We start from the raw sequence: 15,415 nt of genomic DNA on the forward strand, positions 1-15,415 counted from the left end.
CAAATGAGTAAAAAATTAGCGATTGTTCATACCACTCCTGTTACGGTAGAGCCGTTAAAAGCACTGGCTGCACAGTATTTACCGGATTTTAATGTGATCAATTTTGTGGATGATTCCATACTGCCGCAACTGGGACAAAGTGGAGGGAAGCTTGAAGAGGTTCAGGACCGATTTCTTCAGTACCATGCATTTGCAGAGGAGGCAGGGGCTGATGTGATCTTAAGTGCCTGTTCTTCTGTTGGCGAACTTGTTGCCTTAGCACAGGAAAAAGTATCGGTTCCAGTCGTTCGAATTGATGAAGCCATGGCAGAAGAGGCGATTAATCGGGGAGAGAAAATTGGCGTTGTGGCGACTCTGTCTACGACACTTAATCCGACCTTAAAGCTGCTGGAGGAGAAAGCTGCTGCTGCGAACAAAGAAGTACAGCTTGAGCCGAAACTAGCTGATGAGGCCTATAAATGTCTCCTTAACGGGGATAAAGAAGGGCATGATCGCATCCTTGCAGAAATCCTGGGAGAAATGGGTAAAAGGCTGCAAGTGATTGTCTTGGCACAGGCATCGATGGCTAGGGTACTCGATAGCCTTCCAGAAGATGAGAGGGGAAAATACTTAACGAGTCCTCAGCTAGGGATGGTCAGGGTGAAACAAATAGCAGAAGGGATCTGAATAAGATATGGCGCTAATTGGGGTTGACATTGGGACCACCCATTGTAAGGTAGGGCTGTTTCAAGAAGACGGGAAAATGATTAACATAACCGTACGGCCCACCCTAACCCACTATGACAAACTGGGTTATCCCTCTTACAAACCGGAAGAAATATGGGGAAATATCAAGGCCGGCATTCTCGAGAGTCTGGCCGGATTCGAAGGGAATGTCTCTGTTATCGGGATAACAAGCATGGCGGAAACGGGTGTTGTGGTTGACAGGGAAACAGGAAAGGCCCGAACCGACTTTATCCCATGGTTCAGCCGTTGTGCCGAGGCCGAGGCAGAGGAAGTTGCGAGTGAGGATTCATCCTTTCAGCGGTTTCAAAAAACAGGGCTGCACATGAGCTATAAATATGGGCTGGCCAAGCTTCTGCATTTGAAAAAACAACATTCAGAAATCCTGCGGAATGCTGTATGGCTATCTGCTTCGGATTATATTGCGTATCGGCTGACTGGCCGGTTTGCTACCGATTATTCACTGGCGGCAAGAACTTATGCCTTCATGATAAATCATAAATCATGGGATCAGTCATGGATTCGTCACTTTGGTCTTCCCGAGGACTTATTCCCGGAAGCCTTGCCAAGTGGCACGGTCATGGGAGAAACGACAGAAGAGATGCATGCCGAATTAGGCATAGCGACTGGAATCCCTGTTTCCATATCCGGACATGATCACCTCGTAGCAGCCCTGGCTGTAGGGGCAATCGATCCCGGAACCATCTTTAATTCCATTGGGACAGCTGAAACACTTGTGGGAGATCTTGGCCGGACAGAGCTTACGAAAAGGGATTATCAAGCAGGTCTATCGTTTGGCTGTCATATCCTGAGAGAAAAGTTCTTTTGGATGGGGGGAATCTCGGCTTCGGGGGGGTCTGTTGAATGGTTTAGGTCACAATTTGCTGATGAACAAATGTCCTATGAGCAGATTCTAAGCCTCTCTGAAGCAGCAGCTAAGGGACCGACAAAAATTTTGTACTATCCTTACCTATCAGGCAGTGGAGCTCCTAATCCGGATCCAATGGCAAAGGGAGCCTTTATTGGAATCAAGGCATCCCATAAACGGGAGGACCTGTTAAAAGCGTTGATGGAAGGAACAGCCTATGAATTGGAATCCATTCGCAGAACCGCTGAATCAACAACCGGCTATCCGATTACAAACATGATATCAGTTGGAGGCGGAACAAAGAATCCTTTATGGCTGCAAGTCAAAGCGGATATCACTAACTGTCGGCTAAGCATTCCGAAAATCAAGGAGGCAACCCTTCTTGGTGCAGCATTAACAGCGGGTATTGGCTGCGGTATTTATAAAAATGAGCAAGAAGCGGTCGCAGCCGTTAAACTTACCAGCCAGCAAGAGATACAGCCAAATGATACATTTCATCAGGAATACAAACTGTTGTACGAAGAAGGGTATATGGCTTTTCAAGAAGCATTGCGAAATTATTCCCTTCGCTTCCGCATGTGAACCATAGTTGTACATTCCTGTTTTTCAAACATTCGTTTTACACAAGAGGAGATATGATGATGACTAAACATACAAAAGTGAAAAATGTGTTAACACTTAAAGCAGCCTTAGAAATAGCCGAAAAAAATGGGTTTGCCATCGGCTCCTTCTCACCGAGGTATACTCCGATGATTCGTCCCATTTTACGTGCAGGGGAAAAAACAAAATCCCCATTAATTATTCAGATTTCACAAAAAGAACTAGAACGCTACGGAATCACACCGACTGAATTTGCCAAGCAATTTTACAAGGATGTAGAAGAAGAACAGATTACTGTTCCGGTTGTTCTCCACCTTGATCATACAAAGGTATTCTCCGTGATCGAGGAAGCGATTGAAGCAGGATTTACTTCCGTGATGATTGATGCATCAGAGAAAGAGCTTGCTGAAAATATTGCGATTAGTAAGGAAATCGTGGATTACGCCCATGAAAAAGGTGTTTCGGTTGAAGCAGAGCTTGGAAAAATTGGCACCACCGATTTTGTTGAAACTGACAAGGATGAAGAGCTTTTTACCGATCCGAACGAAGCAGAGCGTTTTGTCAATGAGACTGGCTGTGACGCCTTGGCTGTATCCGTTGGAACAGCTCATGGGGTTTATGTCGTCAGACAGCCAAAGGTTGACCTGGAGCGTCTTCGTCAAATCCGAAATCGATCCGATGTTCATCTTGTCCTGCACGGCGGCTCCGGTGTACCTGCGGAAATGGTGAAAGCGGCCATTGCACTGCCAAATGGCGGAATTAGCAAAATGAATATTGCGACGGATTTGGAGCTTTCCTTGCTTGCGGCACTTGGCAGAGAAGAACGAATGACGAATACAGAATGCAAAGCTCTAGTAAAGGAAGATTTAGAACTTGGCCAACAAGCTGTGGAAAAAACCGTAGTAGAAAAAATAGAACACTTCCTAGGGAGTGCCGATAAGGCTGAAAAATTTGCCTAATCCTAAAAGGAGGAGCAGAAATGGGAAAGGACTCATTTTCGATTAAAGGAGTCATTGAAGGGTTTTATGGGTTGTTTTATACCATGCCTGAACGAAAGGATTTAATTTCTTTTATCGCTGAGAATGGCTATAACCTCTATATTTATGGACCGAAAAATGACCGCCAGCATCGTGCGCGCTGGCGGGAGCCTTATCCGGATTTCATTATGAAGCAGTTTGCCGAAACCGTGGATCATGCGAAAAATGTGGGCGTAGATTTTTGTTACGCGATCGGCTCAGGTGTTTCGATCAACTATGCATCAGAAGAGGATTTAGGGCTGATTCAAAAGAAATTTAAGGCATTCTATGATATCGGTGTCAGGACCTTCATGATTGCCCTTGATGATATCTCGGCTGAATTTCAGCATGAGGAAGAGCAGAATCTGTTTCAAAGCTATGCCGACGCACATGTCTTTCTGACAAACCGGCTCTATCATTGGCTGAAAGAACTAGATCCGGCTTGCAAGCTGTCTCTGTGTCCGACCGATTATCATGGAACGGCACCGTTTAGCACGTATATCCATGAACTGGGAGAAGGGCTTGAACAAGAAATTGATCTTTTCTATACCGGTCCGGAAATCTGTTCAAAGACAATCGATGAGAAACATGTCGCGGAATTTACAGAAGCTATCGTTCGCCGTCCAATCATCTGGGACAATTATCCTGTCAATGACTTGGCTATGGTTCCAGAAATGCATATTGGCCCTGTCACAGGACGAGATGCGAACCTGCCAGAGGTTTGTAAAGGAATTGTTGTCAATACGATGCCACAAGCTGAAGCATCTAAAATTGCACTGCTGACCTTTGCTGATTATTTCAAGGACCCGAAAGGCTATAAGCCTTGGACTTCCTGGGAGAATGCCTTGAAACAAATAGCTGGTGAGGAAAACTATGTGGCAATTAGACGATTTGCTGAAAATTCCTTGTATTCCTGCTTGGGGCAAGAAGAGGCCCCGCAATTGAAGGAATTGACAAACAATGCCCTTCATGCACTTGAAACGGGGGAAAAGGCAGTCACAAGTAAAGCCGTACAAAACCTGTATCACTATCTTGATTTACTTGATGAGGCAGGTTACCAACTCAAGTTTCGAATGTCCAATTACGCATTAAGAAATAATCTGGTGCCATGGATCGAATTGATGGAAAGCATGGCATGGGCTGGAAGACGCGCAATTGTTGTCCTCCGGGCGTTGGAGACGGGTGAGGATGTGAAAGGACCTCTCAAATGGCTAGAGGAATCCTTTGAAGAAGTAAAAAAACATCCGAAGCGATATGCTGGTGACATCCTGCTTCCATTAATAGAGTATGCCAAGTCACAAGTAACGGAAGCAAACGAGACACTGATATAAAACTAATGGCCCTTTTAGCTGGTTTTGAGCATAAATAGGGAGGTGAGGAACATGTTCACTCAGATTTCGAATCATTTATTTTTATATGAAGATACATGTAACGTCTATATCATCCGAACAGGGGATTCCGCTGTCTTAATCGATTTAGGAAGCGGGGATGTACTTGAGAAGCTCCCATCCATTGGGGTAAAAAAAGTAACCGATATCCTTTTTACCCACCATCACCGTGATCAGGCGCAAGGCTTAGGAAAAGGGATCGATGGAATAAAGGTTTGGGTACCTCATCACGAACAAGACTTGTTTCATCATGTCAATGAACACTGGTGGGGAAGGGAATTCGATAACAATTACAATATGAGGCAGGATCGTTTTTCTTTGCTCCATTCGGTTCCGATTACGGGAACATTGACCGATTATGCAACCAAAGTTATTGAGGGTGTAACCTACAAGATTGTTCCGACACCGGGCCATACGACGGGTTCCATTTCCATCTTGGCTGAAATTGATGGAAAACGATGTGCTTTCACCGGAGACCTTATCTATGCTCCCGGAAAGCTCTGGTCTCTTTCCGCCACTCAATGGAGCTACAATGGCGGTGAAGGGATTGCCTTAACGACTTTGTCATTACTCGATTTACGAGATCGCAAACCTGATGTGCTGCTTCCGTCTCATGGACAGATCATGGATGAGCCAAAAGCGGCGATGGAGCAATTGGTGAATCGCCTGTCCGCTCTAATGAAAGTGAGAAAACAAAATCCAAGGCTGTTTCTCTTCCGGGACAATCCCTACGAGGAGATTACACCCCATTTATTGAAAAATCGTACGAGTATGGCGAATGCCTATGTATTGTTATCAGAAAGCAAGAAAGCGCTGTTTATTGACTTTGGCTATGATTTTATTGGGGGATTGGCAGCCGGCAGTGACAGAGCGTCAAGACGGCCATGGTTATATACAATCAATACATTAAAAGAACAGTATGGTATCGAAAAAATTGATGTCGTCATCCCGACCCATTTCCATGATGACCATGTCGCTGGGATTAATGTATTAAGGGATGTAGAAGGCACAGAGGTTTGGTGCCCGGAAAACTTTGTGAATGTAATGGAACACCCAAAATCATACGATCTGCCTTGTCTTTGGTATGAGCCCATTAAAGTGGATAAAAAGCTGCCGTTACAACAGAAAATCCAGTGGGAAGAATACGAATTTACCATCTATGAACACCCTGGACACACCTTATATGCTGCAGCGATTGAATTTATCGCAGATGGGAAAAAGATTCTGGCCATCGGGGATCAGTATCAAGGGCCGGATGGTTCCGCTAACTATGTGTACCATAATCAGTTTCGAATCGGAGATTATGTAGACAGTTCCAATCTCTACCAAACACTAAAGCCTGATCTTCTCATCACAGGTCATAGTGAGCCGATAGAGGTGACGAAGGAATTTCTGCAAACGATTGGCGAGGCTGGTCGGACGATTGAAAATCTGCACCGGGAACTATTGCCATTAGAGGAGCTGGATATGGGTGCAGATGGTTTTATAGCTGCTATTCAGCCTTACCAGATATTCGCTGAGGACCCTATGTTTCAGATCGAGGTTGAACTGAAGAACCCATTTCCGGAAGAAAAAACGCTTGTTGCCAAATTGGCGGTTCCGGATGGGTGGCATGTTGAAACAAGTGAATTCCAAGCCCTGGTGGTCGGGGAAGAATCGATTTCGTTCCGAACTGCCATCACGGTTCCAAAAGGGATTCAGGTATACAGGGAACGGATTGCAATCGACCTGACAGTTGGAGAATATCGTTTCGGCCAGCAGGCTGAAGCAATCGTAACCATTAATGATCAAAAAGGGGGAGCACAAAGTGACTGAAAAAACTACCACACTTGTTAAAGAAGAGAAGCTACCGAAAACAAAGGAAAAGACTTTACATATGATTGGAAATGCCCATTTGGACCCAGTCTGGCTGTGGCAATGGCAGGAAGGCTTTCAGGAAACAAAAGCTACCTTCCGTTCTGCGCTAGACCGAATGAAGGAGTATCCGGAGTTTGTATTTACCAACAGTTCTGCGGCGAATTATGAGTGGATTGAAAACAATGAGCCGGAGATGTTTGAAGAAATTAAACAGCGTATTAAAGAAGGGCGCTGGGAAATTGTCGGCGGCTGGTGGATTCAACCAGACTGTAATATACCAAGCGGTGAATCATTTGTCCGCCAAGGATTATATGGGCAGCACTATTTTAAAGAAAAGTTCGGTGTTACTGCTAAGGTTGGATACAACGTGGACAGCTTCGGCCATAATGGCATGCTGCCGCAAATCTTAAAGAAAAGCGGGATGGATTATTATGTGATGATGCGCCCGAGTCCTCAAGAGAAAGGGCTGCCAGGAAGAGTATTCTGGTGGGAATCAGATGACGGCTCCCGGGTACTTGCATACCGTATTCCATTTGAATATTGCACATGGGGCAAAGATCTTGAAAAACATGTCCGCCGTAATGCCGGCGAATTGAAAGCTCCGTTTAATGATTTAATGTCCTTCTACGGAGTAGGAAATCATGGCGGAGGACCTACTGTGGAAAATATCGAAAGTATAAAGCGGTTAAATGAAGACCCAACGTTTCCTAGACTGGTTTTCAGTACTCCAAATAAATACTTTGAGGAGCTTATGAAGAAGAATCTCCCGTTTCCAGTGGTTCATGATGATCTGCAGCACCATGCGAGTGGAAGCTATTCAGCACATTCTGGAATCAAGAAGTGGAACCGAGAAGGAGAAAACGCTCTGATTCGTGCGGAGAAGTTTTCGGCTATTGCGAACTGGCTAACAGGACAAAAGTATCCTATTGCTGAATATGATCGTGCGTGGAAAAATGTGTTGTTCAACCAGTTTCATGATATTTTGGCAGGAACTAGCCTGGAAGATGCGTATGATGATGCCCAACAAATGCACGGAGAAGCAATGTCTATTGCCTCAAGAGGTGTGAACTATGCGATTCAGTCCTTGTCCTGGAGAATTGATATTGAACAGGAAGAGGCCATGAAGCCAATTGTTGTCTTCAACCCGCATGCCTGGAATTCAAGAGTGAATGTGGAACAGGAAGTAGGGGGATTAAGGCCTGGCGACTTTTTAATTGATGATGAAGGAAACGAAGTTCCGATGCAGACGGTGCAATCCCATGCAACCTCAGGGGGACGCTTCCGTGTCAGCTTTATCGCGGATCTTCCGTCCATGGGCTACCGCGTCTACAAGATTGTCCGCCGTGACATAAAGCCAAAGGATTTTCCGGAAGTACAAGCGAGCGATACAGTTCTTGAAAATGACCTGTTCCGTCTAGAAATCGATCCGGAAACTGGCTTTGTCAAGAGTCTCTTTGACAAAGAAAAGAGCATTGAAATTCTGGCAGGTCCGGCTGCCCGTCCTGTTGTCATCGAAGATAAAAGTGACACCTGGTCCCATAATGTCCTTCACTTTAATAAGGAAGTGGGGACATTCAAGGCATCGAGCGTCAAGCTTGTGGAGCATGGACCGGTCAAATCTGTTATTCGTGTAGTAAGCACATATGGAAACTCTACTCTTGTTCAGGATATTACCATGTATAAGGAATTGGAGCAGATTGATGTTCATTGTACATTGAATTGGCAGGAACAGTTTAAGGCGTTAAAGCTGAAGTTTCCAGTGAATCTTATTTTTAGAAAATCTACCTATGAAATTCCTTACGGCCATATTGTTAGAGAAGGAAATGGGGAAGAGGAGCCAGGACAAAACTGGATTGATTCTTCTGGTACACATCCGGAATCAGGGGAAATGTATGGTTTAAGTATTTTGAATGACAGCAAATACAGCTTTGATATTCACAACAAGGAAATGAGCATGACGGTTCTTCGCAGCCCGATTTATGCGCATCATGATCCATTGGTACCAAGTCAAGATGGCCATTATACGTTTATTGATCAAGGGTACCAAAGATTTACGTACTCACTGCTTCCGCATAAAGGAAATTGGGAAACAGCAGGTACCGTTCGCCGCGCTGCTGAATTGAACCAACGTCCAATCAGCATTATCGAAACGTATCATAAAGGTTCATTGCCGCAAAAGGATTCTTTCCTTTCTGTCGATGTGGAAAATATCATCATCAGCGCCGTTAAGAAAGCCGAGGACAACGATGATTTAATCGTGCGTGCCTATGAAACTACTAATGATGCTACTACAGCAGTGATATCCCTGCCTAAGTGGAATCGTACGATTACAGCTGAATTCAAACCAAGTGAAATCAAGACTTTCCGCATTCCGAAGGATGAATCACTACCGATTGTCGAAACGAATTTGCTTGAGTGGGAAGAATAAAGTTCTTTAAAATAAATAAGTATGGGGGATGAATCGTCCCCCATGCTTAATGGCTAGTCGAATTCCAGATAATTTTTATCCAGGAATTCGTCGGCCAATTTTTAGCATACGGAAGGTGCAGGAAATGAAAGAAGTCATAAATGAATTACAGCATACAGGAAGATATATGTTGGAGAGAAATCTCGCATGGGGAAATGCGGGGAACATGAGTGCACGGCTTTCAGAAGATCGCTGTTTGATTACAGCGAGCGGGACCAGTCTTGGGGAATTGGCAGAGGATGATTTTGCTGAATGTACATTTGGAGCGGAAATCAGTTCGTTCCGCCGAAAACCGTCTAAGGAGCTGCCGATGCATAGTGCTATCTATGAAGAAAGGCCGGATGTGAATGCAGTGCTTCATGCGTCCCCGTTTTATAGCACATTGATTGCCTGTTCAGAAATCGATCTTTCATCCGATCTGTTCGTGGAAACCATGTACTACTTGGAAAGAGTGGAACGTGTCCCTTATTGTCACCCTGGGTCGGTTGATTTAGGGGAGGCGGTAAGAGAGAAAGCTACCAAAGCCAATATTCTATTGCTGGAGAACCATGGGATACTTGTCTATGATTCAAGCATTAAAGAAGCAAGAACAGCTTTAGAGACATTGGAAGTTGCTGCAAAGATGGTAATAACAGCGAAGCAGGCAGGCATTCCTTTAAAATCTCTTTCAAGTGACACAGTCCATCATTTTCTCGATCATTCCGGCTACAAGCCCAGAAGGAAGTGGAATTAGCTATGATTGGTGTAGTAGGTGATGATATTACCGGATCCAATGATATTGGGATTATGTTCGGGAATTCCAATTATACGGTCAATGTCTATAGCTATGAAAACGGGATGAACCTACCTGAACAAAACGCAGATGTGGTGGTTCTTGATACAGATTCCCGGTTTGATGCAGAAAGTGATGCATATAAAAAAGTGTTCGGAGCCACGAAGACATTGCAAAAGCTCGGCGTCCAACAGTTTTTCAATAAAACATGTTCTGTTTTTCGCGGGAATATCGGTGCAGAGTTTGATGCCATGCTCGATGCACTGGATGAGGACTTTGCCGTTATTGTTCTTGGATTCCCCAAAAATGGGAGAAAAACCATAAACGGTAATCACTATGTTCACGATCGTTTATTAGAGGAATCCGAATTCCGTAATGATCCGGTCCATCCTATGAAGCATTCAAATCTAGTTGATATCCTTCAAGCACAAACAAAGAGAAAGGTATCAAACGTAAATCTAGATATTGTCCGTAAAGGGCCGGAAGTGCTTAGGAAGGAGCTTTTTGAAAGGAAGAAAGACAACAACTATGTAATTGTCGATGTGGAAGGGCAGCAAGATTTACAGACAATTGCACAGGCCGTCCATGATTTTAAAGTACTTGCAGGAAGTTCTGCACTCGCAGAAGAGCTGCCAAAGGTTAAAGGCCAAAAAGAAGAGAAAGAGATACCTAAAACTTGGCCGACATTCATTCCAAATAAAGGACTATTCTGTGCGGCAGGGAGTTTGATGCCACAAACGGCGGACCAAGTTCTTTTTATGAAGGAAAAGGGTGCAATTGTTCTGGAATTATCTAGTCTTGAGCTGTTGAAGAATGGAAAAGACGTTGTCAAACAAAAGCTTTGCAAACAAGCGATTGAATCGATTAACAGTGGGGAAGATGTTATCCTCCATTCCAGCCACAATGCAGCCGTTGTCAAAGAAACAAAGGAACGTGCCTTGGAACAAGGGATGAGTAATCTGGAAATATCCCGGCTTGTTTCCCAAACGATCGCAGAAATTACCGATACTGTCATTCGTGAAACGGGGCAAAAACGATTTGTCATTGCCGGCGGCGACACATCTGCAGCAGTTTGCAGAGTGCTGGGGATCAATGGGATGAGGGTTTGGAAAGAAATTCAGCCAGGAATCCCATCCTGTTTGTCTTTGACAAAGGATCCCATCCTTTTTGTCTTAAAATCAGGAAGCTTTGGCAAGGCAGATTTTTTCGAAAAAGCATTTACTCATTTACGAAATCAGTTAGTTAGGCTGGGGGAGGTACAACCAAGATGATTGTGGCAGAAAGAAGGAAATTCATTAGGGACTTGTTAATTAAAAATAAAAGTGTAAAAGTCTCTGACCTTGTCGCATTACTACATGTTTCAGAGGAAACGATTCGGCGGGATTTAACCTACCTGGAAAAGGAAGGTATTGCTGAAAAGAACTATGGGGGAGCAGTCATCAGCGGTATTCAGGATGATTTGATTACGATACCGCCAGTCAAAAAAAGAATGCTGCAGTTTTCCCGTGAAAAGGAATTGATTGGCCGGGTGGCCGCCAGTCTAGTTAGAGAAGGACAGATTGTTATTTTTGATGCCGGTTCTACTACTTGGGCTGTAGGGAAAAATCTGCCTAAGAACAATAATCTGACCATTATTACGAACGCATTAACCATTGCGGAGGAATGCAGTAAGGATGAAACGGCACAGATTTATGTTTTAGGTGGAAAATTAAGGACGAATTCCATGAGCCTTGTTGGCCCGCAAGCGGAGAAAGAGCTAAAGGACTACAGTGCCGATTATGTGTTTCTTGGAACCTCCGGCATCTCACTGAAGCAAGGCTTTACAAGCTCTGATTTGTACGAAGCTGAAATCAAACGGGCAATGGTCTCTGCAGGGAAGAAAACCGTTGTTGTCGCCGATCATACGAAGTTAGAAAAAGCTGGACTAACTCCTTTTTGTCAATTTGAAGATATTGATATTTTCGTTACGAGTAATCTGGCAGATAAAGAAATTATTAAAGAAATTGAACGAAAAGGCGTCGAAGTGTTGATCGTCGAGATTGATAATTAGTGAGATTGAAGAAATGGGAGAGGGAATGATGGAAAAACATATTTCCAGGCTTGTCGATAAATATCCTGAACTTTCTGTTTGTGCCGCTGACATTAAAGAAGCCTTTACGGTTTTGAAAGATAGTTATGATAACGGCGGAAAGCTGTTGCTTTGCGGAAACGGTGGAAGTGCAGCTGATTGTGACCATATTGTCGGGGAATTAATGAAAGGCTTTCTTTTAAAAAGGCCTGTCGAGCCAGATTTTGTTGAAAAATTGGCGATGCTTGCCCCGGAGGATGCTGACTATTTATCGAGTCACCTCCAAAGGGCTTTACCGGCTATATCCCTTGCTGGTCATTCAGCCCTTATGACGGCTTTTTCAAACGATGTAGCACCGGACCTCGTATTTGCGCAGCAGGTTTTTGGTTATGGAAAAATGGGGGATGTGGTGATGGGCATAAGTACATCAGGAAATTCCAAAAATGTCCTTCATGCCTTAACCGTAGCGAAAGCACTTGGGCTGCAAACGATTGGGTTAACAGGAGAAAACGGCGGAAAGATGAAGGAAATCTGCGATGTCACCATTTGTGTTCCATGGAAGGATACACCAGCCATTCAGGAACGTCATCTACCAATCTATCATACGCTCTGCATTATGCTAGAAGAGGAGTTTTTTGGCCATGAAACCAAGAGTATTAGCAGGTCTTGATATCGGGGGAACGAAATGTGCCGTCTCGATTGGCAGGACCACAGGGGAAACGATGGAGGTTTTGGGCAAGGAACAGTTCCCCACCCCTGCTACACCCGAGGAGGCCATTGAGAGGTTGGAGGAGGGCTTGGACCGGCTCCTTGAATCCCTAGGTATAGATACAATTGATAGCATCGGGGTTAGCTGCGGCAGCCCTTTGGATAGTCGACGCGGGCTTATCTTGTCGCCTCCTAATCTGCCAAACTGGGAACATGTCGATATCTTGTCTCCATTTAAACAGAAATATGGTGTTCCTGTCGGTCTACAAAATGATGCCAATGCCTGTGCTTTGGCGGAATGGAAATGGGGTGCCGGCAGAGGGGCCAGAAATATGATTTTTCTGACCTTTGGAACAGGAATGGGGGCCGGCCTCATTTTAGATGGAAGATTATATACAGGTACCAATGATATGGCTGGCGAGGTTGGCCATATCAGACTGGAGCATGATGGTCCGCTTGGTTACGGAAAATTAGGTTCCTTTGAGGGTTTTTGCAGTGGCGGCGGGATTGCCCGTTTAGCACAGGCCATGGCAGCAGAGGCGTTGAATGAGGGAAAATCACCCAGTTTCTGTGAAACAAAGGATGATCTTGCGGACATAACAGCGAAAAAAGTGGGCCAAGCCGCTCAAGCAGGTGATGAGCTGGCATTGAAGGTGTATGAAACAGTTGGGCGCCAATTGGGCAAGGGATTGTCCATTCTCGTGGATATCCTTAATCCTGAAAAAATTGTCATAGGCAGTATTTATCCGCGGCAACAAGCTATTTTGGAACCTTTCGTTATGGAGGAACTGGAAAAAGAAGCACTCGAGCTAACCCGGTCAGTTTGTAAAATCGTTCCTGCTGGGTTAGGGGAAAGTATCGGTGATGCCGCGAGTTTATCAGTTGCTTTAAACACAATTGACTAAAGACGGAGTATAGATCCTTTTTTTAATAAAAAAAGATATGTAAGGTGGGAGTTAGATGACGAACATTCCGCGGTCGGAATATCCAAGACCTGATTTTGTCCGCAACCAATGGATGAATTTAAATGGTCAATGGAGATTTGCATTTGATGATGAGAACCAAGGCTTAAAAGAAGAGTGGTATAAGCAACATGCTTACAAGGAGGAAATTACCGTTCCTTTTGCTTTCCAAACCAAGCTGAGCGGCATCAACAAACAGGAGTTTCATGATGTTATCTGGTATGAACGAGAGTTTACCGTCCCTGAGGAATGGTCCAATAAAAGAATTCACCTTCATTTTGGAGCAGTTGATTATCAGGCGACCATTTGGGTAAATGGTAGGTTCGTCCGTACTCATGAAGGCGGGCATACCTCTTTTTATGCTGATATCACGGATGCTTTGCAAAATGGAGTCAATACCGTTGCTGTACGAGTGGAAGATGATTCCACTGATTTGGAACAGCCGCGTGGCAAGCAGTATTGGGAGGTCGAGTCGAGCGGGATATTCTATACGAGAACATCCGGGATTTGGCAAACGGTATGGCTGGAGCCGGCTAGTCCATCCTTTCTGGAGAGAGTCAAGCTAACACCGGATATCGACCAAGGAGCGGTAACGGTTGAATATATCGTTCAGAACCGGAAGGAAAATCAGGAATTACAAATTGAAGTATTTTCTGATGGCAAACAGGTGGCAAAAGAAACAGTACCTGTCCATCTTGTTCAGCGAAAAAATAAACACAGTGTGGCTCTTCAGGATTTCCAAGCAGGTGAAGGAAAGCTATGGAGCCCGGAAACACCTCATCTATACACCGTCCAATTTCAATTAATCGAAGCGGGGCAAACAGCTGATTCTGTGGAGAGTTACTTTGGGATGCGCAAAATTGCAATCGTGGACGGGAAAATTGAGCTGAACAATCAGCCGTATTATATGAAACTAGTTCTTGATCAAGGCTATTATCCGGACGGTTTGCTTACCGCGCCAACGGATGAAGACCTTATAAAAGATATTAAATTGGCTAAAGAGATGGGCTTTAACGGTGTGAGAAAACACCAAAAGGTCGAAGAGCCCCGTTATCTTTATTGGGCTGATACCCTGGGACTTCTTGTGTGGGGAGAAATGGCCAACAGTCAGACCTTCACAGACCAGTACGTGAAACGAATCAGCTCGGAGTGGCAGGAGGCGGTTGAACGGGATTATAATCACCCATCGATTGTTGCCTGGGTTCCTATGAATGAGAGTTGGGGTGTGCCGCGTCTGAAGCGGGACCCGCGCCAAGCCAATCATTTATTAAGTCTGTATTATTTGACGAAGTCGATTGATTCGTCCCGTCTAGTCATTTCCAATGACGGCTGGGAACATGCGATCACAGATGTTTTAACCATTCACGATTATGCCGGAGAAAAAGAAGTCTTAAAGGAGCGATATTCACAGGTTGAAAACATATTGAAATTCATGCCTGCCGATCGATTCTTGTATGTGCCTGGATTCCATTACCGGGATGAACCGATTTTTGTTTCAGAATTTGGTGGAATCGCTTTCCGTAAAAGCGAGTGGGAGGGCTGGGGTTATACAGCCGCAACCAATGATGAGGACTTTATCGCCCGCTACTACCAGGTTGTTTCTGCCATGCTTGAATCCCCGCTGGTTCAAGGTTTCTGTTATACACAAATTACCGATGTGGAACAGGAAATCAATGGCTTGCTAACCTATGACAGAAAGCCAAAGGTTGACTTGAAGATCATTCGTGAAATCAATGAAGGAAAGAAAATGAATATCGGAAGCCCTTCCTAAACATGTTTGCGGATATCTGCCGAATAAAGGAGGATAACTGTCGTTTTTCGCTAAATGAAAAATCCGATGCAAAAAACTGGTTGGAGACGCAAATCAGTGGAAAGCGACGCAAAAAACTGGTTGGAGACGCAAATCCATGGAAAGCGACGCAAAAAATCGGTTGGAGACGCAAAAATCCGGCCGTAGACGCAAATCCGTGGAAAGCGACGCAAAAA

At 44.6% G+C, this 15,415-nt stretch carries 13 protein-coding genes; all 13 read left to right on the plus strand.

Going from position 1 to position 15,415, the window contains the following annotated elements:
* Positions 1-3 precede the first annotated feature (3 nt).
* Positions 4-666 carry an aspartate/glutamate racemase family protein gene (locus V7138_RS08755; RefSeq protein WP_335396150.1) on the plus strand — a complete coding sequence of 221 codons (663 nt, stop codon included), beginning with the start codon at positions 4-6 and terminating at the stop codon, positions 664-666.
* Positions 667-673: 7 nt separating this feature from the next.
* Positions 674-2,173, plus strand: a complete 1,500-nt coding sequence (locus V7138_RS08760; protein ID WP_335396152.1) for an FGGY-family carbohydrate kinase — start codon at positions 674-676, stop codon at positions 2,171-2,173.
* A 59-nt stretch (positions 2,174-2,232) separates the two neighbouring features.
* A complete protein-coding gene (locus tag V7138_RS08765; RefSeq protein ID WP_335396154.1) occupies positions 2,233-3,150 on the plus strand; it encodes a class II fructose-bisphosphate aldolase in 918 nt (305 codons plus the stop codon).
* Between the two features lie 20 nt (positions 3,151-3,170).
* Complete coding sequence (locus tag V7138_RS08770) at positions 3,171-4,538, plus strand: protein O-GlcNAcase (protein WP_335396156.1); 1,368 nt, start codon at positions 3,171-3,173, stop codon at positions 4,536-4,538.
* A gap of 51 nt (positions 4,539-4,589) precedes the next feature.
* Positions 4,590-6,410: an MBL fold metallo-hydrolase gene (locus V7138_RS08775; protein WP_335396157.1), complete on the plus strand. Its 1,821-nt coding sequence runs from the start codon at positions 4,590-4,592 to the stop codon at positions 6,408-6,410.
* Positions 6,403-8,880 (plus strand): alpha-mannosidase, encoded by a 2,478-nt coding sequence (locus V7138_RS08780; protein WP_335396158.1) that lies wholly within the window; start codon positions 6,403-6,405, stop codon positions 8,878-8,880. The genes V7138_RS08775 and V7138_RS08780 overlap by 8 nt, the downstream gene beginning before the upstream one ends.
* 28 nt (positions 8,881-8,908) lie before the next feature.
* Positions 8,909-9,652 carry a class II aldolase/adducin family protein gene (locus V7138_RS08785; protein ID WP_335396159.1) on the plus strand — a complete coding sequence of 248 codons (744 nt, stop codon included), beginning with the start codon at positions 8,909-8,911 and terminating at the stop codon, positions 9,650-9,652.
* Between the two features lie 2 nt (positions 9,653-9,654).
* Positions 9,655-10,962 carry a four-carbon acid sugar kinase family protein gene (locus tag V7138_RS08790; protein WP_335396160.1) on the plus strand — a complete coding sequence of 436 codons (1,308 nt, stop codon included), beginning with the start codon at positions 9,655-9,657 and terminating at the stop codon, positions 10,960-10,962.
* Positions 10,959-11,741: a DeoR/GlpR family DNA-binding transcription regulator gene (locus tag V7138_RS08795; protein WP_335396162.1), complete on the plus strand. Its 783-nt coding sequence runs from the start codon at positions 10,959-10,961 to the stop codon at positions 11,739-11,741. Before V7138_RS08790 ends, V7138_RS08795 begins: the two co-directional genes overlap by 4 nt.
* Positions 11,742-11,769: 28 nt before the next feature.
* Positions 11,770-12,429, plus strand: a complete 660-nt coding sequence (locus V7138_RS08800; protein WP_335396163.1) for a D-sedoheptulose-7-phosphate isomerase — start codon at positions 11,770-11,772, stop codon at positions 12,427-12,429.
* A complete protein-coding gene (locus V7138_RS08805; RefSeq protein ID WP_335396165.1) occupies positions 12,401-13,372 on the plus strand; it encodes an ROK family protein in 972 nt (323 codons plus the stop codon). The genes V7138_RS08800 and V7138_RS08805 overlap by 29 nt, the downstream gene beginning before the upstream one ends.
* Positions 13,373-13,427: 55 nt before the next feature.
* Positions 13,428-15,200: a glycoside hydrolase family 2 protein gene (locus V7138_RS08810; protein ID WP_335396167.1), complete on the plus strand. Its 1,773-nt coding sequence runs from the start codon at positions 13,428-13,430 to the stop codon at positions 15,198-15,200.
* Positions 15,201-15,202: 2 nt separating this feature from the next.
* The coding region (locus V7138_RS08815; protein WP_335396169.1) for a hypothetical protein at positions 15,203-15,415 on the plus strand (213 nt) is incomplete at its 3' end.

Source organism: Bacillus sp. JJ1533 (assembly GCF_036965045.1).
Classification (GTDB): domain Bacteria; phylum Bacillota; class Bacilli; order Bacillales; family Bacillaceae_L; genus Ferdinandcohnia.

Bases quoted from the DNA above. Each gene is read 5' to 3' on its own strand.
- V7138_RS08755 (WP_335396150.1), top strand. From the start codon at position 4: ATGAGTAAAAAATTAGCGATTGTTCATACCACTCCTGTTACGGTAGAG.
- V7138_RS08760 (WP_335396152.1), top strand. From the start codon at position 674: ATGGCGCTAATTGGGGTTGACATTGGGACCACCCATTGTAAGGTAGGG.
- V7138_RS08765 (WP_335396154.1), top strand. From the start codon at position 2,233: ATGACTAAACATACAAAAGTGAAAAATGTGTTAACACTTAAAGCAGCC.
- V7138_RS08770 (WP_335396156.1), top strand. From the start codon at position 3,171: ATGGGAAAGGACTCATTTTCGATTAAAGGAGTCATTGAAGGGTTTTAT.
- V7138_RS08775 (WP_335396157.1), top strand. From the start codon at position 4,590: ATGTTCACTCAGATTTCGAATCATTTATTTTTATATGAAGATACATGT.
- V7138_RS08785 (WP_335396159.1), top strand. From the start codon at position 8,909: ATGAATCGTCCCCCATGCTTAATGGCTAGTCGAATTCCAGATAATTTT.
- V7138_RS08790 (WP_335396160.1), top strand. From the start codon at position 9,655: ATGATTGGTGTAGTAGGTGATGATATTACCGGATCCAATGATATTGGG.
- V7138_RS08795 (WP_335396162.1), top strand. From the start codon at position 10,959: ATGATTGTGGCAGAAAGAAGGAAATTCATTAGGGACTTGTTAATTAAA.
- V7138_RS08800 (WP_335396163.1), top strand. From the start codon at position 11,770: ATGGAAAAACATATTTCCAGGCTTGTCGATAAATATCCTGAACTTTCT.
- V7138_RS08805 (WP_335396165.1), top strand. From the start codon at position 12,401: ATGAAACCAAGAGTATTAGCAGGTCTTGATATCGGGGGAACGAAATGT.
- V7138_RS08810 (WP_335396167.1), top strand. From the start codon at position 13,428: ATGACGAACATTCCGCGGTCGGAATATCCAAGACCTGATTTTGTCCGC.